Source organism: Streptomyces hydrogenans (assembly GCF_014656075.1).
Classification (GTDB): Bacteria; Actinomycetota; Actinomycetes; order Streptomycetales; family Streptomycetaceae; genus Streptomyces; species Streptomyces hydrogenans.
Genome location: NZ_BNBS01000105.1, coordinates 1 through 21,964 on the forward strand (window position 1 = coordinate 1; position 21,964 = coordinate 21,964).

Below are 21,964 nucleotides of genomic sequence, written 5' to 3' on the forward strand. Positions count from 1 at the left end.
GGCGAGCAGCAGCCCGAGGCCCCAGTCGTCGACGCCGCAGTTGTTCGACACGACCTGGAGGCCTGTGGCGCCCTGGGCGTGCAGGGCACGTATCAGGGTCTCGGGGATGCCGTTGAGGCCGAAGCCGCCGACGGCGAGCGAGGCGCCGTCGCGGATGTCGGCGACGGCATCGGCGGGTTTCCGGATGACCTTGTCCACGGTTCCGGGAGTCCTTTCACGTGAGGGGGTCCGGCAGCACGGCGGTCCCGCCGCCGTCGACGACGAGATGGGCGCCGGAGACGGAGGAGGCTTCCTCGGAGGCGAGGAAGGCCGCGACCCGGGCGATGTCCTGAGGGGTTCCGAGACGGTCGAGGGGGGTGGGCCGGACGGAGTCGCGCGGGGGAAGGGCCTCTGCGAGGAGGTCGGCGCGTGCGCCCTCGGTGTCGACCGGACCCAGGCTGACGCAGTTGGCGCGGATGCCGTGTGCGAGGCCCTCGGCGGCGAGCCGGCGCAGCAGCTCGCCCACCCCTCCCTTCGAGTCGTGGCGAGCGGTGCGGTGGTGGGACAGGGAGGCCCTGATCCCGGCCGTCGAGCCGATGGTGACGACGCATCCGCGGCTGCGGATCAGATGGGGCCATGCGGCGCGGGCGATGAGCCACACCGGGTCCACGGTGGCCGGGGAGTCGTCGTGGGGCTCCTCGGCCAGGAACCCGAGCCGCAGCGTTCCGGCGTGGGCGACGACGATGTCGATGCCGCCGAACGCCTCGGCCGCCTCCGCCACCCAGCCTTCGACGGATGCGGGACGCGTGACATCCACAGGGCCCGGAGCAAGGGCGGTACCGCCCTCACGGCCGATCTGCCGCTGCGTCTCCAGGGCTTCCTCGTGCAGGAGATCGCCGACGACGACCAAGGCCCCTTCGGCTGCGAACCGCAGGGCCGCGGCCTTCCCCGGACCGCGGGCCGTGCCCGAGACCAGGGCCACCTTCCCCTCAAGCCGTCTCACGGCGCACTCCCGCCGAGCAGCGCGTCGGACACCGACTTCACCCCGCCGTGCGAGGTGAGGCCGCCGTCCACCGGGATCTCCGCGCCGCTGATGAACGACGACTCGTCCGAGAGCAGGAACACCACCAGCGGAGTCACCTCCTCGACGGTGCCCACTCGGCCGAGCGGCGTCTCGCGGATGTTGCTCTCCCGGAAGGCGGGCGCGGCCGAGGCCGTCATCTCCGTCTCGACGAACCCGGGATGGATCGTGTTCACCCTGATCCCCCGGGGGCCAAGCTCCAGAGCGGCGGTCTTCGACAGTCCGCGCAGCGCCCACTTGCTCGTCGTGTACGCCACCGGGTAGTGGGCGGTCAGCGCGGCAGAGGACCCCACGTTCACGACGGACGAGCCCGGCGGCATCAGGGGAGCGAGGTGCTGGATTCCCAGGAGCGGGCCGTTGACGTTGACGGCGTGCACGCGGCTCATGTCCTCGGCGGTGACCTCGTCCAGACGGGCACGCCAGGCGATGCCGGCGTTGTTGACCAGCCCGTGCACCGCCCCGTACGTGTCGCCGAGCCACCCGGCCAGCTCCGTCCAGTCGTCGGCCAGGGTGACGTCGAGCCGGCGGACACCGTCCCTGCCGTTCACGTCGGTGGCGACGACCGTGGCGCCCTCGCAGCGCAGGGCCGTCACCTCGGCCGCGCCCTGGCCGCGGGCCGCGCCCGTGACGACGACGACCTTTCCCGCGAGCCGCCCGCTGTTCACGGCCGCTCCCGGTCGCGGCGCCGCCCCTTGGGCAGCGCGACCGGCTCGGTGCCGGGGACCACGCGGGTGACGAGCGACCCGAGGGCCTCCACCGTGAGCGTGACGGTGTCGCCGGGCGCCAGCGGCGGTGGGACCTGCTTGCCGTTGCGGCCCCACAGCTCGGCGAGGCAGCCACCGTTGCCGCACGTGCCGGACCCAAGGACGTCGCCGACGACGATCGGGGTGCCGCGCGAGGCGTAGGCGGCCATCTCCTCGAACGTCCAGCTCATGTTGGACAGCAGGTCGCTGCCGACCTTCTCGCCGTTGACCTCGGCCGTCAGCGCCAGCCGCAGGAAACCGTCGGCGTCGCGGTAGGGCTCCAGCTCGTCGGCGGTCACCAGATACGGTCCGAGGGTGGTGGCGGAGTCCTTGCCCTTGCACGGACCGAGCCCGACCTTCATCTCGGCGGACTGCAGGTCCCGCGCGGACCAGTCGTTGAAGATCGTGTAACCGACGATGTGCTCCCGCGCCCGCTCCGGGGTGAGGTCACGGCCCTCGCGGCCGATGACCGCCGCCACCTCCAGCTCGAAGTCCAGCACCGACGATCCCGGCGGCACGGGCACGTCGTCATGAGGCCCGAAGACTGCGTGCGGATTGGTGAAGTAGTAGGTGGGCGCCTCGTACCACTGGTCGGGCACCCCGGATTCACCGCTCACGGAGCGGCGTACCCCCTCGACGTGCTCCTCGAAGGTCACGAAGTCCCTGACCGAGGAGGGCTGGAGCGGAGGGAGCAGCCTGACGTCGGAGACGTGCGGCCCGGGCGGAACGTCCAGAGCCGAGGCTCCCGCGGCGAGGAGGCCCGGCAGGCCGTCGGTGTCACGGATCAGATCCGCCAGCGAGGTGACACCGGGCAGGGGGAACAGCGTGCCGTCGTCCTCGACGACGGCGACACGGTTCCGGTGCCGGTGGGCGAAAGCGGCGAAGCGCATGGTGCGGCTCCCAGGTCGAGAGGTGGAGGGGGGCACGGGACCGGGCCGTCCGGGACGGAGAGAAGGCCCGTTGCCGGCCTTCTTCGGACGGCTCCGGTCCCGTGGACCGGAGCCGGGAACGCGGCGGCGGTCAGGGCGGACAGGGTCCGCCGCGTTCCCGGGGATCGGGCTGCCGGACTAGACCGGCGGGGCGAGGAAGCAGCCGCGGTCGGGGTCGTTGAACGACTCCTTCGCGACGAGCTCGTTCATCGCGTTGGCGGTGCCCCACTGGTCGGTGACCTCGGGCCGGGAGAAGTCGTAGACGTGGGGGTGCCAGGTGTCCTCGTCGAGGTTCTCCAGCTCGGTGGTGTACTCGACCGTGTTGCCGTGCGGGTCCAGGAAGTAGGTGAAGGTGTTGTCCCCGGCCATGTGACGGCCCGGACCCCAGATCTTCGTGTGACCGGCCCGCAGGACCCGGCCCGAACCACGCATGTACTCGTCGATGCCGCGCATCTCGAAGGAGATGTGGTGCAGGGAGGTGTGGGGGCCCTTCGCCAGCGCCATGGAGTGGTGCTGGGAGCTGATCCGCATGAAGTGCATGACCTCACCCATGTGGGGCGAGCTGAGCGTGTCGGACAGCCGGAAGCCGAGGTGCCGCTCGTACCAGGCGCGGGTGCGCTCCAGGTCGGGGGAGTTGAGCACGACGTGCGACAGCTTGACCGGGATCGCCTCCTTCTCCTCGATCTTGCGGTGCTTGCGGACCGTGACGTCCGCGGAGACCTCGATGGTCCGGCCGTCGACGTCGAAGAAGCGGAAGCCGTAGCCGCCGCCGGGGGTGTCGACCGTGCCGGGCCGCGAGATCAGCTGCACGCCGCCGGCCCGCAGCCGCTCGGCCAGCGTGCCCGCGTCGGCCGCCGTCGCGGCACCGTAGGAGACGAGGTCCAGACGCTTCTCGTCGGCCTTGCGCAGCCGGACCACGTACTGCTCGGGGCTGCCCTCGGCGGCGAGGAAGGAGATGCCGGAGTCCTCCGCGACCTTGGTCAGCCCCCAGACGCCGGCGTAGAAGTCGAGCTGCTTGTCGTAGTCGGGCACGGCGAGGTCGACGTGCCTCAGGTGGGTGAGCAGGCGGTTGTCGGTCATCTGATGCCTCCTCAGGCGGGGGAGAGGGTGAGCAGGGAGGCCGCGTTGACTCCGCGGACGGCGTCGAAGTCGGCCTTGGTCAGGCCGGCGGCGCTCAACGCGCCGACGGGGTCGTCGGATCCCATGTCGAACGGGAAGTCGGAGCCGAGCAGCACCCGCTCCGCGCCGGCCGCCTCGACCAGCGCCCGCAGGACGCGCGGGTCGTGGACGAGGGAGTCGAAGTACAGGCGCCGCAGATAGCTGCTGGGCGGCTCGGCGCAGCCGGCCGACGCGTCGGTCCGGGACCGCCAGGCGTGGTCGCTGCGTCCGATGTGGGTGGGCAGGTATCCGCCGCCGTGGGCGGCGACGATCTTCAGCGCGGGATGCCGGTCGAGGACACCGGAGAAGATCAGGTGCGAGAGGGCGACCGCGTTCTCGGCGGGCTGGCCCACGGTGTTGGACAGGTACCAGCGGTCGAGGCGCTCGTCCAGCGTGCAGCCGAACGGGTGCAGGAACACGATGGCCCCGGTCTCCTCGGCGCGTGCCCACAGTGGCTCGTAGGCCGGATCGGACAGCTCCCGGCCGGGAGCGTGGCTGGAGATCTCCACTCCGGCGAGCCCTTGTTCCAGCGCGTGTTCCAGGGCGGGCACGACCAGTTCGGGATGCTGCAGCGGAACCAGCCCCAGTCCCCGCAGCCGGCCCGGTGCCACCGCGCAGTGGGCTGCGGTCGCCTCGTTGGCCAGCCGGTAGACCTTCTCGGCCGTGTCCGTGTCCGCCCAGTAGTGGTAGTGCGACGGTGACGGGCTCACGAGTTGCACGTCGACGCCCTGGGCGTCCATCCGGGCGAGCCGGACGGCAGGGTCGGTCAGTGCCGGGATCCGGTCGCGGACCATGGGACCACTGACCGCGAGCGCGTCGGGTCCGTTGCGCCTCGCGTCGAGCGCCCTGGCCTCCGCGTGTCCGGGAAGGCCCGCGACGAGCGCCTCTATTTGCGGCAGCAGGACATGGGCGTGGACGTCCACCGTGGGCGCGGTCACGGCAGCTCCCTGAGCATCGTCATGGTGCGGGCCATCAGCCCCGGCACGTCGGCGTCCCGCACACCGTCGAGCTGCCACCGGCCGATCTGCACCGACGCCTCCACCACCGGGCGCACCCGCGCGATCCGGCGTTCGTAGTAGGCCTGGAGCAGTGCGTCGTCCCAGGTGTCCGCGGCGATCAGCATCTGGGCGAGGACCCAGGAGTCCTCCAGGGACAGCGCCGCGCCCTGTGCCATCGTGGGCGGGCAGCAGTGGGCGGCGTCCCCGACGAGCACGACCCGCCCGCGGTGCCAGGCCCCTTCCACCAGCAGCCGGTCGAACCACGTGTAGTTGACCTTCGAGGGGTCGGTGATCGTCGCGGTGATCTCCGGCCACGCGCCTCCGTAGGCCGAGGCGAGGCGGACCATCTCCTGGGCGTAGGACTCGGGCGGTATGGAGGAGCGGTCGCGGTTCCTCTCGACGACGTACGCGTAGAGCGTGGTGTCGCTGGTGGGGCAGTAGCCGGCGATGTAGGCCGGGCCGCCGTAGGCGAGGTCGGTGTGCTGGACCCCGGCGGGCCGGGGGGCGGCGACGCGCCAGATGGCCATGCCGGTCGGTTCGGGCTTGTCGGTGATCCCGATCTGCGCCCGGGTGGCGGAGCCCAGACCGTCGGCGGCGATCACCAGGTCGTAGCGGTGCTCGCTGCCGTCGCCGAACCGGACCGAGACGCCGGTGCCGTCCTGGCCCTCGATGGTGGCCGTCGTGCCCAGGCGGACGGTCGCGCCACTGGCGCGGACGGCGTCGATCAGGATCTGCTGGAGTCGCGGCCGCTGCATGCCGACGGTGGCGGGCAGGTCGTCGCCGCCGGTGCGCAGGTCGCGCTGGACGTGCAGGACGGTGCCGTCGGGCGCGGTGATGCCGACCGATCCGAAGGGGAAGCCGGAGGCCTTCACCTCGTCCCAGACGCCGAGTTCGCGCAGGACGCGCAGGGCGTTGCCCTGCAGGGTGATGCCGGCGCCGGCGGTGGCGTTCCAGTCGCCGTGCGCCTCGACGAGGTCGACGTCGATCCCGGCGCGGCGCAGCAGGATGGTGGCGGCGTTGCCGGCCGCTCCGCCTCCGACGACCAGGACCTTGCGGGGTGTGCTCATGGGGAACTCCCTTGTTCCTCGGGTGGTGGCCCCGGGACTACTTGACGGCGACGGGGTTGACCGGTGACCCGACGGCGCCGGTGATGGGCAGGGGCGCGGCGGTGAGCCAGAACGCGTACACGCCGTCGGCCGCGCAGTCCTCGGCGAGCGCCTCCAGGTCCCACATCTCGCCGATCAGCAGACCGATGTGCGGGATGACGACCTGGTGCAGGGGCTGGAAGGCGTGGTCGAACTCGTTGGGCCGCACCTCGAAGCCCCAGGTGTCGGTCGCGATCGCCGCGATCTCGCTGTCGTGCAGCCAGGACGCGGTGCTGAACGACAGTCCCGGGGCGGCGCCGCCGGCGTAGTCGCCCCACCCGTCCCGCCGTACGCGGGCGAGCTGGCCGGTGCGGACGAGGACGATGTCGCCGCGCCCCACGGTGACGCCGTGGGCCCGGGCGGCGGCCGTCAGGTGCTCCTCGGTGATCGCGAACCCGTCCGGCAGCTCGCCGTCCTGGCCCGCGGTGCGGCCGACGTCGAGGAGCACGGCGCGGCCGGCGATGTGCGGGGCCATGTGCTCGATGCCGGTGACCTGGTCGCCGTCGGAGGTGACGACCTGCTCGGCGGAACGGCCGTTCCAGGCCTTGCCGTGGTCGAAGATGTGGCCCAGGCCGTCCCACTGGGTCGAGCACTGCAGCGGCATCGCGATCACGTCGTCGGCGCCGCCGATGCCGTGGGGGAGTCCCTGGTTGCCCAGGGCCGCGTCGGTGCCGGTGTCGAGCATGGTGTGGACGGGGTTGGTCCGGCGCCGCCAGCCCTTCTGCGGGCCGTTGATGTCGAAGCGCTGTGAGAGGGAGAAGCTGGCTCCGCGCCGGATGAGCGCGGCGCCTTCACGGCGCTTGGCCTCGTCGAGGAAGTTCACGGTGCCCAGGCGGTCGTCCTCGCCCCAGCGGCCCCAGTTGGAGCACTCCTCGGCGGCCTTCGCGATCGCGCCCTCGGGGTCGGTGCGGTTCACGACTCCTCCGCGACACATCGGGTGCGCTGCGTGCCCAGGCCGGTGATGGTGGACTCCATGACGTCGCCGTCGCGCAGCAGCCGGCCCCAGTGCATGCCGTTGCCCGCGGGGGAGCCGGTGAGCACGAGGTCGCCGGGCAGGAGTTGTGCGCTCTGGGAGGCGTAGGACACCATCCGGGCGACGTCGAAGACCATGTCCTTGGTGGACTCGTCCTGCATGACCTCGCCGTTGAGCTTCAGGTTCAGCTGGAGATCGCCGGTGTCGCCGACGGACTCGGCCGGCACGATCCACGGCCCCAGCGGCGTGAAGCCGGGGGCGTTCTTGCTCCGCAGCCAGTCCGTTCCGATCTGCGGCATGTCCCTGCGGAACACCGTGGCCCGGTCGGTCAGGTCGTTGGCGATCGTGTAGCCCGCGACGTACTCCAGCGCCTCCTCGGCGGAGACCTGGTGGGCGGGACGGCCGATCACCACGGCCAGTTCCAGCTCCCAGTCCGGCTTCGCCGCCCACGCGGGAAGCGTGACGTCGTCGTACGGGCCGGTGATCGAGCTGGGCAGTCCGATGAACACGTACGGCAGGTCCTCGGCGGCCCGTCGGTCCATGATCTCGGCCGCCTCCGCGCGCCGCTCCTCCTCGGAACGGTCGTCGCCCGGCGCCCGGTGCGCGACGTGCAGGTCGATGACGTGCTGGCGGTAGTTGGCGCCGGACTGGAAGATCTGCCGCGGCTCGACGGGCGCGAGCACACGGAGCTCCTCCAGCGGGCGACTGCCGGACCTCGTGCCGGCGGCGAGCTCACGCAGCCGCGGAAGAACCGCCGGCCAGCGCTCCAGCAGGCTCCGCATCGTCAGCGCGGGGTCGTCCAGGGCCGTCCGCAGGTCGAGGACCCGCCCCTCACGGTCCACGAGGCCGGGGAAAGCAGCCGGGCTGTCAGCGGCCTCGAAAGTGCCGAGAGCGAAAGGCCCGGAGAAGAGATCGGAAGTGGATTCAGGTTTCACCGACATGTCCTCCTGATTGCGATGGGACTAATCTGAACCCGCCCCATGCGATCAGGGAAATCGATTCTATGGATCCCTGTCATTGGTCAAACAAATAGTCTCTGCTGGTGCACACCTGAGGAAGACAACTCCGTGAATCTCGCCCGCCTCGACCTCAACCTCGTCGTCGCCCTCCGCGCCCTCCTCGAAGAACGCAACGTCACCAAGGCGGGGCAGCGCGTCGGCCTGAGCCAGCCGGCCATGAGCGCCGCCCTGGCGCGGCTGCGGCGCCACTTCGGCGACGAGCTCCTGTCCCGGGTGGGCAGCCAGTACGAACTCACCGCCCTCGGGCAGGTCCTCCTGGACCGCACCGCCACCGCCTACGACGTCCTCGAACGCCTCTTCACCAGTCAGGCGGCCTTCGACCCGGCCACCGAGACGCGCGAATTCCGGCTCGTCGCCTCCGACTACGCCGTCGACGTCTTCGGCGTCGAGCTCGCCCGCGTCATCCACGACGAAGCCCCCGGAATCCGCCTGCGCTTCACCCGCACCCCCCTCACCGTCGTCGATGACACCGCCAGCCTCCTCAGCGCCACCGACGGGCTCCTGATGCCCCACGGCGTCATCAGCGACTTTCCCGCCACCGATCTCTACGACGACCGCTGGGTCTTCGTCGTCGCCGACGACCACCCGAGCATCGACGACCGCCTGACCCGCCAGGACCTCGCCCGCCTCCCCTGGGTCACGTACCAGCGCACCTACGACGCCCCGGCCGTCCGCCAGCTCGGCATGCTCGGCATCGAACCGCGCGTGGAGGTCTCCGTCGACAGCTTCCACGCCCTGCCCGCCCTCGTCGCCGGCACCCGCCGCATCGCCCTGGTCCAGGCCCGCCTCGCCCGCCTCATGGCGCCCTTGGCCCCCGTACGCCTTCTCGACCCCCCCTACGAAGCCGTCCCTCTGCGCGAAGCCCTGTGGTGGCACCCGGTCCACACCCACGACGCCGCCCACATCTGGCTCCGGGAAACCGCGGCCCGAGTCGGCCGGCGCATCAACGAGGCCTGACCCGCCCCACCCTCACGAAACGCGCACCATGGCACCGAAGGACCCGCCGGCCCCCCATCCATCCGGTGGATCGAACCCATCGCGAAACCCGATGCCCCGAGTACTGGGCACCACGTTCACCGGCACGCATAGTCGAGGGCACCTCCGCCCCCGGTTCCGGCACCGCTCCACGCGGCATGCCCTCACCGGCCGGGCGCCACCCCGCCTTCCTCGCGTTCTGGAGAGTGCCCTCGTGCCCGCACCCCTGGTACCGCCGTCCCCCGCCCCCGCCGGCGCCCCCGCCGGGCGCCTGGCCGCAGCCGTCCTCATGGCCGGCAGCTGTCTGCCCGTCCTCGGCGCCGTCCTCCTCGCCCCCGTCCTGCCCCGCATGCAGGACCACTTCGACGACGTCCCCGGCAGCGCGGCCCTCGTCCCCGTCGTCCTGACCGTCCCCGCACTGGCGCTCGCCCTCCTCGCCCCGCTCGCGGGCGTGATCGTCGACAGGCTCGGCCGCAAACGCCTCCTCATCGCCGCCACCGCCCTCTACGCGGTCTTCGGGACAGCCCCGCTCTGGCTGGACTCCCTCCACGCCATCCTGATCAGCCGCATCCTCGTCGGCGTCACCGAAGCCGCCATCATGACCGCCTGCACCACCCTCATCGGCGACTACTACAGCGGCGCCCTGCGCGACCGCTACCTCGCCCTGCAGACCATGTGCGCCTCCGCGTCCGCCACCCTCTTCTTCCTCCTCGGAGGAGCCCTCGGAGCCGCCGACTGGCGCGCCCCCTTCTGGCTCTACGCCGTCGGCCTGCTCATCGCCCCCCTCATGGCCCGCGTCCTGCCGGCCCCCACGCCGCCCGCCCGAGACGGCAGCACCGAACGGCGGACCACCCCGCACCCCTTCCCCGTACGACGCATGGCGGGCATCTGCCTCCTCACCGTCTTCGGGGCCGTCGTGTTCTACGCCGTCCCCGTCGAGATGGCCTACCTCCTGGAGGACCTGGGCACCGACTCCACCGGAACCATCGGCGCCGTCACCGTCGTCGCCAGCGCCGCGACCGTCCTCGGCTCCGTCCTGTTCACCCGCACGGCCCCGCAGCGGCGCCCCCTGCCCCTCCTCCTCGCCCTGTGCGCGCTCGGCTTCCTGCTGATGGGACTCGCCGACGGCCTGCCCCTGCTGATCACCGGAGCCGTCATCAACTGCGTCGGCACCGGCATGCTGCTGCCGTCTCTCGTCACACGGGCGATGGCCCGGCTCGACTTCGCCGAGCGCGGCCGCGGCATGGGCCTGTGGACCGCGGCCTTCTTCCTCGGCGAATTCCTCTGCCCGCTCGCCCTGCTGGCAGGAAAGGAAGCGGCCGGCAGCCTCGCCGCAGCCGTCGTCGTCCTCGGCGCGGCGACCGCACTCCTCGCCGCGACGCTGCTGCCCGCCACCCGCCGCCACGCCCACGCGGACATGCCGGTCGGCGGTCACTGATGAACCCACCCCGCCGCGAACGCCCGCCACGGGCCGACCACCCCACGGCGGAATCGGGCGTCGTCGCGTCGTGAGCGTGGACCTGAGCAACCCTCCGGGCCGTGTGCTCCCTGAGCAGACGGCCCGGAAGCGTGCCCGCCGACCGCGCCGGCCTCCGGACCGGGCCGCAGCAGGCTGCCGGGACCGGCCCCGCCGCCCTGCGCGCGGCCTGCCCGGTACCCGCCCACCGCCGCGGCGGATCCGATGGCCGACGGCCCGCGTCTACGGGACGCCAGGCGCCCCGGTACTGCGCCGCACGACCAGCCGCGGAGTCATCGTGGTCCGCATGGACCGGTCCCGCCGTCCTTCGACCCGCTCGATCAGCATCCTCGCGGCCGTCGCGCCCATGGTGCGCCCGGCCTGGTCGACGCTGGTGAGCTGGACCGGGGCGAGCGAGGCGATCGCGGTGTTGTTGTAGCCGACCAGCGAGACGTCGTCCGGGATCGACATCCCCAGCTCGTCGGCCGCACGGTAGATGCCGAGGGCCGCCACGTCGGCGCCGGTCAGGATCGCCGTGGGCCGCCTGCCGCCGGACAGCAGCGCGAGGCCGGCCGCGTGACCGCCCTCGTCGGAGTACGCGGCGTGGTGCACGCGCGCGTGGCCGGCGAGACCATGACGTTCCATCGCCCGCAGGTACCCGTCCGCGAGCGCGATCTCCGGAGTCCGCTGCCAGCGGGCGGTCCTGCTGCCCGCCGCGGAGACCAGGGCGATGTCGCGGTGCCCGAGCGAGACGAGGTGGTCGACGACCAGCCCCGCGCCGACGTCGTCCGCGTCGACGACCGAGTCGTGCACCTCGGAGACGTCGTGGTGACCGATGACCACGGTGGGCGTCACCTCGGCCGTCGACAGGACCTCCGCGCGCGGGGTACCGGGCGCGATGAGGACCAGGCCGTCCATCTGACGGTCGACCATCGACCGGATGGTGCGCGCCTGTTCGTCGGCGCCGAACCCCGCCGCGCCGATCAGCACGGTGTACTCGCTGTCTTCGAGCTCCTCGTGGATGCCGTCGAGGACGTCGGCGAAGAAGGCGTTGCGGAGGTTGTCGAGCAGCACGCCGATCGTGTACGTACGGCCTCGCATCCCGCGTGCCGCGGCATGGGGCCGGTATCCCAGTTCGGTCATGGCCGTCCGCACCCGTTCCTGCATGGCCGGGCTGACGCCATAGGCGTTGCGCATGACCTTGGACACGGCGGCGGTGGACACACCGGCATGCCGGGCGACGTCGGTGATCGTCACCCGCTTGCTGTTCCTGGACGAGCTGTCCGCAGCCATGAGCGCCTCTGTTTCCTCACCTTTAGTGCAACGTTCTACGTGCTCGGCTTCCGAGGTGTCTCCTCATTCGACCAGGCGAAGTCGATGTTACGCGTCTGTGTCTTGACGACGCCAGAGGGATGGCGTCATGGTGTTGCCAGTTCGGATGGAGAACGTTCTACACGCCCCTCCGTCTCCTGCGCGGCCGGTCCTCCGCCGCCCCTCGCGCCCGCTGAGCGCCCCTTCTTCTCTCACGATCCCTGGGAGTCTCCAGTGCCCCACCGCACGATCCGCGCCCGCCGTCTCGCCCTCGCCCCGGCCGGTGTTCTGTCCCTGGCCCTCGTCGCCACCGCCTGCGGTGGCAGCGGTGGCGGCACCTCCGCGGCGCCCAAGGACTTCACGTACCTCAGCGTCACCGAGAACACGACCACGCGCACGGCGCTGACCACGCTCTCCACGAGCGCCTGCAAGGCCGAGAACGACGCCCTGCCGCTCAAGGTGGAGACCATCCCGCAGGCGCAGCTGGACCAGAAGCTCCAGCTGCTCGCCGGCCAGGACGCACTGCCCGGCATGTTCGCCGCGGGCAACGCCCCCGCGCTGACCAAGCAGCTGGCCAAGGGCGGCAAGGTCGCCGACATCGAGCTGGAACTGGAGCGTCTCGGCGTCCTCGACCAGCTGGAACCGGCCGCCGTCTCCACCATCAAGGCCCTGTACGGCGGCAAGCTGATGGCGCTGCCGTACGAGTACAACATCGAGGGGATCTTCTACAACAAGAAGCTCTTCCAGGAGGACGGCATCGCCGTCCCCGGCACCTGGGACGAACTGCTCGCCGCCGCGGACAAGCTGAACGCCAAGGGCATCCAGCCGTTCTCCGCCTCCGGCGCGCAGGGCTGGCCGCTCACCCGCCTCATCAGCGGCTACCTCTACCGCAGCCTCGGCCCCGACGCCCTCGACCTCGTCGACGCGGGCACCGCCCGGCTGACCGACCCCGAGTACGTCAAGGCCGCCGAAGAGGTCGCCGCCCTCGGCAAGAAGGGCTACTTCGGCAAAGGCGTCGGTTCCATCGACTACGACACCGCGATGAACCAGTTCCTCACCGGCAAGTCCGGCATGTTCTACATGGGCAGCTGGGCCCTGGCCAACATCGCCGATCCCAAGCAGAACAAGATCGGCACGGAGAACGTCGGCTTCATGCCCTTCCCCGCCGTCAAGGGCGGCAAGGGCTCCATCGACCAGTACCCCTCCAACATCGGCCTGGCCGTCGCCTTCGGCTCGAAGACCTTCGACGACAAGACCGGCGCCTGGGTCGGCTGCATCGCCGAGAACTTCGGCAGCACCGCCCTGAAGGACCACGGCACCATCACCGGCTTCAAGGTCAACACCCCGGTCAAGGACTCCAGCGAGGTCGCCGGCACCGTCCGCAAGACGATCAGCGGCTCGAAGCAGAACGTCCTGTGGTTCGAAGCGCTCTTCAGCACCAAGGCCACCACCCTCAGCAACACCAGCGCCCCCGGACTCGTCAACGGCAGCGTCAGCCCCCAGAAGTTCATGGAGACCGTCCAGGCCGCGCTCGGCAGCCAGTAACACCCCCGTGGGGCGGGCGACCCGCCGGCGCGCCGCCCGCCCCCGTCCGGCCGGCCCTTCACCAGAAACGAAGTGGACACCACTCATGCACCGCGTACTCGGTGACCGCAGGGCGATCCTGATCCTGCTCGGTCCCGCACTCCTCGTCTACACCCTGATCATGCTCGTCCCGATGGTGTGGTCGCTCGGGTACTCCTTCACCAAGGGCAACTCCATCGAGGGCTTCACCGGAAGCGGCCTGGACAACTTCACCCGGCTCCTCGACGACCCGGCCGTCCACGAGGCCCTGTGGTTCACCCTGAAGTACGCGGTGATCGTCACCGCCGGCCAGGTCGTCGCCGGCTACCTGCTGGCCCTCCTCTACGTCTTCTTCCTCAAGAAGGCCTCCGCGCTCGTCCGCACCCTGGTCTTCTTCCCCGTCATCCTCCCCACGGTCGCCGTCGGCCTGCTCTTCCAGAAGCTCTTCCAGGTCGCCCCCCAGCCCGGCCCCGTCAACTCCCTCCTCAACGCCATCGGCCTGGAGTCCATCGACTTCTTCGGCAACGCCGGCAGCGCCTTCTGGGTCCTGATCATCATGGACATCTGGCGCTCCATGGGCTTCTACGCCGTCCTGCTCTTCGCCGGCCTCATGGACATCCCCGACGAGGTCCTCGAATCCGCCCGCCTCGACGGCGCCTCCGGCCCGCGCCTGATCCGCCACATCGTGCTGCCGCTCTCCCTGCCCGTCCTCCTGTCGTCGCTCATCTTCAGCGTCAACGGCACCCTCAAGGTCTTCGACTCCGTCGTCGCCCTCACCAACGGCGGACCCGGCACCGGCACCACCCCGCTGACCCTGTACATGTTCCAGTCGTCGTTCACCTACAGCGAGTACGGCTACGGCAGCACCATCGCGCTGCTCCTCACCGTCGTCTGCCTCCTGGTGAGCCTGGCGGTCTACCGCGTCTCCCGGCGCGACAACACGGAGAGCTGAACGCCATGGCCATCGACACCCTCCCGAAGACCACCGGCACCGGCCGCGGGCGCCCCAAGCAGCCCCCGCTCCGAGCCGCGCGCAAGGCGGGCGGACGCCTGTGGCTCCGCCTCGCCGTCGCCCTCCTCCTGGTCATCGAGGTCTACCCGCTGATCTGGATGTTCCTGACCTCGCTGAAGTCCAACGGCGACTACCTCGACAACTCCACCTGGAGCCTGCCCACCACCTGGGAATGGGGCAACTACACCGAAGCCTGGACCACCGGGAACATCGGCCTCTACGTCAAGAACAGCCTTCTCGCCGTCGTCCCCGCCCTCGCCCTCATCCTCCTGCTGGGCACCGCCGCCGGCTTCGCCCTGCAGATCATGGTCTGGAAGGGCCGCGGCCTCACCCTCCTGGTCTTCCTCGCGGGCATGATGATCCCCCCACAGATGATCCTGCTGCCGCTGTTCACCCTCTACTTCCAGACCGGTCTGTCCGGCACCCTGTGGCCGCTCATCCTCACGTACACCGGCACAGGCCTGCCCCTCACCGTCTTCATGATGGCCACCTACTACAGGACCGTCCCCCGCGAGCTCCTCGAAGCCGCCACCGTCGCCGGCGCCGGCATCCTCCGCGCCTTCTGGACCATCAGTCTCCCCGTCGTGCGCAACGCACTCCTGACCGTCGGACTGGTGCAGTTCTTCTTCATCTGGAACGACCTCCTCATCGCCCTCACCTTCACCAACAGCCAGGACCTGCGCACCATCCAGGTCGGCCTGCTGAACTTCACCGGCGACTTCGGCGCCACCCAGTACGGCCCCCTGTTCGCGGCCATCTGCATCAACGTCTTCGGCACCCTCCTGATCTACCTCTTCCTCAACCAGAAGGTCATGAAGGGCCTCACCTCGGGAGCGGTCAAGGGCTGACCCCCAGCGCCTCGACGAACCATCCGAGCCCACGAAAGGCCCCCTCCCTTGCGATCCCTCCCGCCCTCCCCGGTGCGCTTCGAGCACCTGACCGATGGCCTCGGCATCGGAACCGGCACCCCCCGACTGTCCTGGGTCCCCGCCCCCGAAGCCGGCGATCAGCACGCCTACGAAGTCGAGGTCGAACGCCGCGGCCACACGTACCGGACCGGTCGCGTCGCCGGCGCCGACCACGTCCTCGTCGCCTGGCCCGACACGCCGCTCGCCTCGCGCGAACCCGCGGTCGTCCGCGTCCGGACCTGGTCGGCGAGCGTCGACGAGCCGTCGGCCTGGAGCGGGCCCAGCACCGTCGAGGCCGGGCTGCTCACCGCGGGGGACTGGGCCGCCGTCCCGGTCGGAGCGGACTGGGACGAGGATCCCGCCGCGGAACGACGACCCGCCCGCGTCCGCAGGCACTTCCGGACCGACGACCGGCCGGTCGAGCGCGCCCGGCTCTACATCACCGCCCACGGCCTGTACGAAGCCGAGATCAACGGCACCCGTGTCGGCGACGAGGCCATCGACCTCGGCTGGACCGTCTACCTCCACCGGCTGCGCTACCGCACCCACGACGTCACGGCCCTTCTCACCCCCGGAGCCAACACCATCGGCGCCTGGCTGGGAGACGGCTGGTACCGAGGCAAGTACGGCTTCGACGGCGGCACCCGCAACATCTACGGCACCGACCAGTCGCTCATCGCCCAGCTGGAGATCACCTACACCGACGGCACCACCACCGTGATCCCCACCGACGACACCTGGCACGCCGCCGTCGGCCCCATCCTCACCAGCGGCCTGTACGAGGGCGAACACTTCGACGCCCGTCTCGACGAACCCCACTGGGCCACCCCGACGGCACCGTCCGACGGCTGGACCCCCGTACGCACCGGCACCAGGGATCCGGCGACGCTCGTCGCGCCGGAAGGGCCCCCGGTCCGCTGCACCGAGGAGATCCGCCCGGTCTCGGTGACCCGCACGGAAGACGGCCGCCACCTCCTCGACTTCGGACAGAACCTCGTGGGCCGCCTGCGCGTCACGACCGACGGCCCCGCCGGCACCACCCTGACGCTCCGGCACGCGGAAGTCCTCCAGGACGGAGAACTCGCCACCCGGCCCCTACGGGAAGCGCACGCCACCGACACCCTCGTCCTTCCCGGCACCGGCCCCTACACCTGGGAACCCCGCTTCACGCTCCACGGCTTCCGCTACGCGGAGATCACCGGCTGGCACGGAGACCTCACCCCCGGCGCCGTCACCGCGCGCGTCCACCACACGGACATGCGCCGCACAGGCTCCTTCGAATGCAGCGATCCGATGGTCAACCGCCTGCACGAGAACGTCCTGTGGAGCATGCGCGGCAACTTCGTCGACATCCCCACCGACTGTCCGCAGCGCGACGAGCGCCTGGGCTGGACCGGGGACATCCAGGTCTTCGCCCCCACCGCGACCTTCCTCTACGACTGCGCCGGCATGCTCGACTCCTGGCTCGCCGACGTCGCGCTCGAACAGCTCCCCGACGGCACCATCCCCTGGTACGTCCCCGTCATCCCCGGCGAACCGATGTGGACCCCCATCCAGCCCGGAGCCGCCTGGGGCGACGTCGCCACCCTCACCCCCTGGGCCCTCCACCAGCGCTTCGGAGACCTCGACCTCCTCCGCCGCCACTACCCCATGGGCAAGCGCTGGGTCGACCTCGTCGAACGGCTCGCGGGACCCGACCGACTCTGGAACACCGGCTTCCAGCTCGGCGACTGGCTCGACCCCGCCGCCCCACCGGACGACCCCGCCGCCGGACGCACCGACCGCCACCTCGTCGCCACCGGCTACTTCGCCCACTCCGCACGCCACCTCGCCCGCGCCGCACACGCACTGGGCCACACCGACGACGCCACCACCTACGGCACCCTCGCCGACGAGATCACCACCGCGTTCCAGAACGCGTACGTCCGCCCCGACGGACACATGACGAGCGACAGCCCCACCGCATACGCCCTCGCGATCGCCTTCGACCTCCTGGACGAGCGCCGACGCCAGGCCGCCGGCGACCGCCTCGCGCACCTGGTCGAGCAGGAGCGGGCCCGCATCGCCACCGGCTTCGTGGGCACCCCCCTCATCTGCGACGCCCTGACCGACACCGGGCACCTCGACACCGCCTACCGACTCCTCCTGCAGACCGACTGCCCCTCCTGGCTCTACACCGTCACCATGGGCGCCACCACGATCTGGGAGCGCTGGGACGGCCTCGGCCCCGACGGCACCCTCAACCCCGGCGGCATGACCTCCTTCAACCACTACGCCCTCGGAGCCGTCGCGGACTGGCTCCACAGAGTCGTCGGCGGCATCACGGTCACCGAACCCGGCGCCACGGCCCTCGCCTTCCGACCGCGCCCCGGAGGCGGAATCACCTGGGCCCGCACCCGCTACGAGACGCCCCACGGCACCGCCGCGCTCTTCTGGGAGACCACCGCGGACGGCATGAAGGCCGAAATCACCGTGCCGCCGAACTGCACGGCTGTCGTCGAGCTTCCCGGGCATCGACCCGACAGGATTGCCCCGGGCACCCACATCCTCCACTCCACCGACCTTCTCCGAAGAATCGTCAGTGAGGCCTGAGAATCCCAAGTAGTGGGTGCGTGAGGCGCTGCAAGCGAAGCGCCCGAAAATCCCCTGAAGGCTCTCGTGGGACGCGGGAAACCCTCAAGAGGGGCGATGAGAAATTCGGAAAGATCCCCTGCTGCCGGACACGCAGCATCCGATTCCGCGGGCCCCGCCCGCCACCCCCACCATCCGGAGAGTCGCCGTGAACCGACGCGCCTTCCTTTCTGCCGCCGTCATCACAGCAGCAGCCGCCACCATGACCCCTGGAGTCACCGTTCAGGCAATCGCCGCCACCGACCCTCGCGGCCTCGACCGCGTCGACGTCGTCCTCGCACGCATGACGCCCGCGGAGAAGGAAGCGCTCGTCCGCTGCGACTTCGGCGCCCTCACCCACATCGGCATCCCCGCACTGACCATGGTCGACGCCTCCGCCGGACTGCGCGGCGAACAGAACGTCACCGCCTTCCCCGTGCCGCTCGCCCAGGCCGCGACCTTCGACGAGGACCTGGCCCGCCGCATCGGCGTCGCCATCGGCACCGAAGGGCGCGCCAAGGGCTACAACAACCTCCTCGGACCCACGATCGACGTCACCCGCACCTGGCACTTCGGCCGGCAGGCCGAGAGCCTCGGCGAGGACCCCCTGCTCGCCGGCCGTCTCGGCGCGGCCCTCACCACCGGCATGCAGAGCCGCCAGGTCGTCGCCACCGTCAAGCACTTCGTCGCCTACACCCAGGCGGCCCATCGCTTCTTCACGGACACCCTGGTGTCCGACCGCGCCCTGCGCGAGATCTACCAGGCGCCCTTCCGCCGCGTGATCGCCGCCGCGCCCGCCACCTCGGTGATGATGGCCTACCCGAAGATCAACGGAACCTTCGCCACCGAGAACCCCGCTCTCTTCGACGACGTCAAGAACCGCCTCGGTCTCCAGGGTCACACCGTGCCCGACTTCTGGGCCGGTGCCGACCAGGTCGCCGCCGCCAGGGCGGGCATGGACCTCGCCGGACTCGGCCCCGGCGGAGTCCGACTGGCACCCGGCGCACTCACCGACGGCGCCATCCCGGCCACCCGCCTCCACGACGCCGCCCGCCGCATCCTCATCACGATGTTCGCCAACGGTCTCGTCGACCACCCCGTCCCCGCACCGGCTCAGGACGTCAGCACCCCCGAGCACAAGAGCCTCGCCCACGAAGCCGCCCTGGCCTCCACCGTCCTGCTCGTCAACCGCTCCTCCGCCCTCCCCCTGCCCGCCGGCCTCAAGACCCTCGCCGTCATCGGCCCCGCAGGCCCCGACGCCCTCACGGGCGTCGCCGGGTCCACGTATGTCGACCCCGGCACCTGGACCACCCCCCTCCAGGCCATCAAGACCCGAGCCGGCGACACCCTCACCGTCACCCACGCCCAGGGCACCACCGGCGACATCCCCCTGCCCACCGTCCCCTCCACCGTCCTGCGCACCGTCGGCGGAGCCTCCGGCCTCACCGCCCGGTACTACGCCTCCCCCCAGCCCACCGGAACCCCGGTCGCCACCCGCACCGACCGCGTCATCGACTTCACCGGCGCGCCGGTCGAAAACCTCCCCGAGGTCTGGTCCGCGACCTGGTCGGGCACCCTGACCCCGACCCACACGGGACTCCACCGCTTCTCCCTCCTGCCCGCCGGCACCACCACCCTCAAGATCGACGGCGTCACCGTCGTCTCCGGCTCCCGAGGCACCCGCCGCTTCTTCCTCGGCACCTACGACTACCCCCTCCAGGGCACCACCGAGCTCACCGCCGGCCGGCCCGTCACAGTGGAAGTCACCTACGACAACGCCATCGCCGACCCGGACCCCATGGGCCGGAGCACCTGCGGACTCACCCTCGGCTGGCAGCCCGCATCCCTCATCCCCGCCGCCGTCCAAGCCGCCCGCACCGCCGACGCCGCAGTCGTCTTCGTCCACCGCATGGCGGGCGAGGCGATGGACCACGCGCAGCTCGGCCTCCCCGCGGACCAGAACCAGCTCATCACCGCCGTCGCCGCCGCCAACCCGCGCACCATCATCGTCCTGAACACCGACGGCCCCGTCGCGATGCCCTGGCTCGACGACGTCGAAGCCGTCGTCCAGACCTGGTACGGCGGCCGCGGCATGGGCACCTCGCTCGCCGCCGCCCTCGCCGACTACGGCGACCCCGCAGGCCGGCTCCCCGTCACCTTCCCCGCAAGCACCGCCCAGGGCCCCGGCACCACCCCCGCGACCTACCCCGGCGAGAACGCCACCGTCTCCTACGACGAGGGCACCGCCATCGGCTACCGCTTCTACGAGGCCAAGGGACAGCAGCCCCTGTTCCCCTTCGGACACGGCCTCTCCTACACCACCTTCGCCCACGGCTCGCTCGAAGCCGCGTACGACGCCGCCGCCAAGACCGCCGCCCTTGCCCTCACCGTCACCAACAACGGCACCCGGCAGGGCACCGACGTCGTGCAGGTCTACGCGACCCTCCCGGCCGCGGCGAACGCCGAACCGCGCCGCCTCGTGGCCTTCCGGAAGGTCACCCTCGCCCCCGGAGCCGGCCGGCGCATCACCTTCACCGTTCCCGCCGACGACCTCGCCACCTGGAGCGCCGGCACCTGGACCCTCGTCCCCGGCCTCTACACCCTCGCCACCGCCCGCAACGCCCGCACCCTCACGGCCCAGCGAGCGATCACCATCGACTGACGCCGCAGGCGCGCCCGTTACCGCACACGTGACGGGCGCGCCGACAGACCGGGACCGTCGAAGGAGGCGGTCGAAGCCTCAACCCAGCGGCACAGGAAGCCTGTTGGTCTTCCCCCGTCCCGTCGCACGGATATCCACGCCCATCGTCACCCGCCAGGGTGCGCGACGTCAGGCATGAGCGTGACGCTGTCGTCCAGCGCGCGTTCAGAACCTCACCCGCACGGTCAGGCCGCCGCCCTCCTCCTCCGGGTGGGCCGAGGCCATCGCGGTGGCGCCGTGCGCGCGGGCGATCGCGTCGACGATCGACAGGCCCAGGCCGACGCCCTCCCCGGGCGTGTGGGTGCGTTCGTTCAACCGGCGGAAGGGCTCGAAGAGCAGCGGGACGGTGTCGGGCGGGACGACAGGGCCGGTGTTGGACACCTCGATTCCGGTGCCCGGGCCGGTACGCACCTCGACGCGGCCGTGCGGGACGTTGTGGCGCACCGCGTTCGCCACCAGGTTGTGCAGGAGGCGCTCCAGGAGCACCGGGTCCCCCTCCACGTCCAACGGCAGCGCCCGCACGTCGACGGTCACGTCCCGCTCCGCCGCCTTGTCGGCCAGTGCGGCCGCCGCCTCCCTGGCGAGCTCGTCGACCGCGACGGTCCGACGCTCCTTGAGACCCTGCTCGGATGCGGTCAGGAGCAGCAAGCCCTCGATGATCCGTTCGCTGCCGTCCGCGACCTCGATCAGCTTCGCCCGCATGCGCGTTACCCGCTCGGGAGAGGGCTCGCCCGCGAGCCCGATCTCGGCGGCCGCCCGCTGCACGGCGAGCGGGGTGCGCAGCTCGTGAGCGGCGTTGGCGGCGAACCGCTGCTGGGCGGAGACCAGGCGCTCGATCCTGCCGAGCATCCCGTCGAACGTGTCGGCGAGGCGCTTCAGCTCGCCGGGCGGCGCGTCGAGGGCGATCCTCTCGTGCAGGTTCTCCCCGGAGAGGCGGCGGGCCGTGTCGGTGATCACGGCGATGGGCCGGAGCACCCGGCCGGCCGTCCACCAGGCGAGGGCGACCGACAGGACCGCGTAGCAGACGAGCACGGCGGCGGAGACGGTGAGCAGTCGGTCGAGGGCGGCGGACTCCGCGGCGTCGCTCACCGTCCGCGTGATCGCCAGAGCCTCGGGCAGGCGGACGCCCGCCCCCGGGGTCGGCAGCGGGCTGGCGGGCGCGGCGCTCGGCAGGCCGGTGGGGAAGGCGGTCGACCATGGCGAGGGCCGGTCGGAGCGCGGCCGGTCCAGCCGCTGGGCCGGGACGGCGGTGGTCACGGCCGTGCTGATCGACGAGTACATGCCTTCCTGCACGAGTACGTACACGAGGCCCGTGAGCAGCGACCCGGCGAGCACGAGCAGCGCGGCGTAGAGCGCCGTCAGCCGCGCCCGCTCGCTGCGGAACGGCAGCAGCCGCCCCGGGA

Annotated in this window: 18 protein-coding genes; 7 read left to right on the forward strand and 11 right to left on the reverse strand. The window is 71.4% G+C overall.

Going from position 1 to position 21,964, the window contains the following annotated elements:
• The 9 genes from IE321_RS31590 to IE321_RS31630 form a co-directional block, all read right to left on the reverse strand.
• The coding region (locus IE321_RS31590; protein WP_308439727.1) for a CoA-transferase at nt 1-198 on the reverse strand (198 nt) is incomplete at its 3' end.
• 16 nt (nt 199-214) lie between these two features.
• Complete coding sequence (locus IE321_RS31595) at nt 215-982, reverse strand: SDR family NAD(P)-dependent oxidoreductase (RefSeq protein ID WP_190225399.1); 768 nt, start codon at nt 980-982, stop codon at nt 215-217.
• Entirely contained in the window at nt 979-1,725 is a 747-nt protein-coding gene (locus IE321_RS31600) for an SDR family NAD(P)-dependent oxidoreductase (protein WP_190225400.1), read from the reverse strand. Before IE321_RS31600 ends, IE321_RS31595 begins: the two co-directional genes overlap by 4 nt.
• Nucleotides 1,722-2,693: a fumarylacetoacetate hydrolase family protein gene (locus IE321_RS31605; protein WP_190225401.1), complete on the reverse strand. Its 972-nt coding sequence runs from the start codon at nt 2,691-2,693 to the stop codon at nt 1,722-1,724. Before IE321_RS31605 ends, IE321_RS31600 begins: the two co-directional genes overlap by 4 nt.
• Before the next feature lie 177 nt (nt 2,694-2,870).
• Complete coding sequence (locus IE321_RS31610) at nt 2,871-3,812, reverse strand: VOC family protein (RefSeq protein ID WP_190225402.1); 942 nt, start codon at nt 3,810-3,812, stop codon at nt 2,871-2,873.
• 11 nt (nt 3,813-3,823) lie between these two features.
• Nucleotides 3,824-4,828, reverse strand: a complete 1,005-nt coding sequence (locus tag IE321_RS31615) for an amidohydrolase family protein (RefSeq protein ID WP_190225403.1) — start codon at nt 4,826-4,828, stop codon at nt 3,824-3,826.
• Complete coding sequence (locus tag IE321_RS31620; protein WP_190225404.1) at nt 4,825-5,955, reverse strand: FAD-dependent oxidoreductase; 1,131 nt, start codon at nt 5,953-5,955, stop codon at nt 4,825-4,827. Before IE321_RS31620 ends, IE321_RS31615 begins: the two co-directional genes overlap by 4 nt.
• Nucleotides 5,956-5,992: 37 nt before the next feature.
• On the reverse strand, nt 5,993-6,967 hold the full coding sequence (locus tag IE321_RS31625; RefSeq protein ID WP_190225405.1) for a cyclase family protein: 975 nt from the start codon (nt 6,965-6,967) through the stop codon (nt 5,993-5,995).
• Entirely contained in the window at nt 6,946-7,947 is a 1,002-nt protein-coding gene (locus IE321_RS31630; RefSeq protein WP_190225406.1) for a fumarylacetoacetate hydrolase family protein, read from the reverse strand. Before IE321_RS31630 ends, IE321_RS31625 begins: the two co-directional genes overlap by 22 nt.
• A gap of 126 nt (nt 7,948-8,073) precedes the next feature.
• Between IE321_RS31630 and IE321_RS31635 the strand changes: the two genes are divergently transcribed.
• Both IE321_RS31635 and IE321_RS31640 read left to right on the forward strand, forming a co-directional pair.
• Entirely contained in the window at nt 8,074-8,982 is a 909-nt protein-coding gene (locus IE321_RS31635) for a LysR family transcriptional regulator (protein ID WP_190225407.1), read from the forward strand.
• A 232-nt stretch (nt 8,983-9,214) separates the two neighbouring features.
• Nucleotides 9,215-10,438, forward strand: coding sequence for an MFS transporter (locus IE321_RS31640; protein ID WP_229916620.1), 1,224 nt, complete (start codon nt 9,215-9,217; stop codon nt 10,436-10,438).
• Nucleotides 10,439-10,699: 261 nt separating this feature from the next.
• Here the strand turns inward: IE321_RS31640 and IE321_RS31645 are convergent, their stop codons facing one another.
• Nucleotides 10,700-11,749 carry a LacI family DNA-binding transcriptional regulator gene (locus tag IE321_RS31645; RefSeq protein ID WP_190225408.1) on the reverse strand — a complete coding sequence of 350 codons (1,050 nt, stop codon included), beginning with the start codon at nt 11,747-11,749 and terminating at the stop codon, nt 10,700-10,702.
• Nucleotides 11,750-12,001: 252 nt separating this feature from the next.
• On the opposite strand from IE321_RS31645, the gene IE321_RS31650 reads away from it, so the two are divergent.
• From IE321_RS31650 to IE321_RS31670, 5 genes are all read left to right on the forward strand, one after another.
• Nucleotides 12,002-13,312 (forward strand): ABC transporter substrate-binding protein, encoded by a 1,311-nt coding sequence (locus IE321_RS31650; protein ID WP_229916622.1) that lies wholly within the window; start codon nt 12,002-12,004, stop codon nt 13,310-13,312.
• Between the two features lie 85 nt (nt 13,313-13,397).
• Nucleotides 13,398-14,282, forward strand: a complete 885-nt coding sequence (locus tag IE321_RS31655) for a carbohydrate ABC transporter permease (RefSeq protein WP_190225410.1) — start codon at nt 13,398-13,400, stop codon at nt 14,280-14,282.
• 5 nt (nt 14,283-14,287) lie between these two features.
• On the forward strand, nt 14,288-15,190 hold the full coding sequence (locus IE321_RS31660) for a carbohydrate ABC transporter permease (protein ID WP_229916623.1): 903 nt from the start codon (nt 14,288-14,290) through the stop codon (nt 15,188-15,190).
• Between the two features lie 48 nt (nt 15,191-15,238).
• Nucleotides 15,239-17,842: an alpha-L-rhamnosidase gene (locus IE321_RS31665; RefSeq protein ID WP_190225411.1), complete on the forward strand. Its 2,604-nt coding sequence runs from the start codon at nt 15,239-15,241 to the stop codon at nt 17,840-17,842.
• A 241-nt stretch (nt 17,843-18,083) separates the two neighbouring features.
• Nucleotides 18,084-20,522 carry a glycoside hydrolase family 3 protein gene (locus tag IE321_RS31670; protein WP_190225412.1) on the forward strand — a complete coding sequence of 813 codons (2,439 nt, stop codon included), beginning with the start codon at nt 18,084-18,086 and terminating at the stop codon, nt 20,520-20,522.
• 204 nt (nt 20,523-20,726) lie between these two features.
• On the opposite strand, the gene IE321_RS31675 is transcribed toward IE321_RS31670, so the two are convergent.
• A complete protein-coding gene (locus IE321_RS31675; RefSeq protein WP_190225420.1) occupies nt 20,727-21,950 on the reverse strand; it encodes an ATP-binding protein in 1,224 nt (407 codons plus the stop codon).
• Between the last annotated feature and the right edge of the window lie 14 nt (nt 21,951-21,964).

Bases quoted from the DNA above. Each gene is read 5' to 3' on its own strand.
- IE321_RS31610 (WP_190225402.1), bottom strand. From the start codon at position 3,812: ATGACCGACAACCGCCTGCTCACCCACCTGAGGCACGTCGACCTCGCC.
- IE321_RS31655 (WP_190225410.1), top strand. From the start codon at position 13,398: ATGCACCGCGTACTCGGTGACCGCAGGGCGATCCTGATCCTGCTCGGT.
- IE321_RS31630 (WP_190225406.1), bottom strand. From the start codon at position 7,947: ATGTCGGTGAAACCTGAATCCACTTCCGATCTCTTCTCCGGGCCTTTC.
- IE321_RS31620 (WP_190225404.1), bottom strand. From the start codon at position 5,955: ATGAGCACACCCCGCAAGGTCCTGGTCGTCGGAGGCGGAGCGGCCGGC.
- IE321_RS31605 (WP_190225401.1), bottom strand. From the start codon at position 2,693: ATGCGCTTCGCCGCTTTCGCCCACCGGCACCGGAACCGTGTCGCCGTC.
- IE321_RS31670 (WP_190225412.1), top strand. From the start codon at position 18,084: ATGACCCCTGGAGTCACCGTTCAGGCAATCGCCGCCACCGACCCTCGC.
- IE321_RS31660 (WP_229916623.1), top strand. From the start codon at position 14,288: ATGGCCATCGACACCCTCCCGAAGACCACCGGCACCGGCCGCGGGCGC.
- IE321_RS31645 (WP_190225408.1), bottom strand. From the start codon at position 11,749: ATGGCTGCGGACAGCTCGTCCAGGAACAGCAAGCGGGTGACGATCACC.
- IE321_RS31625 (WP_190225405.1), bottom strand. From the start codon at position 6,967: ATGTGTCGCGGAGGAGTCGTGAACCGCACCGACCCCGAGGGCGCGATC.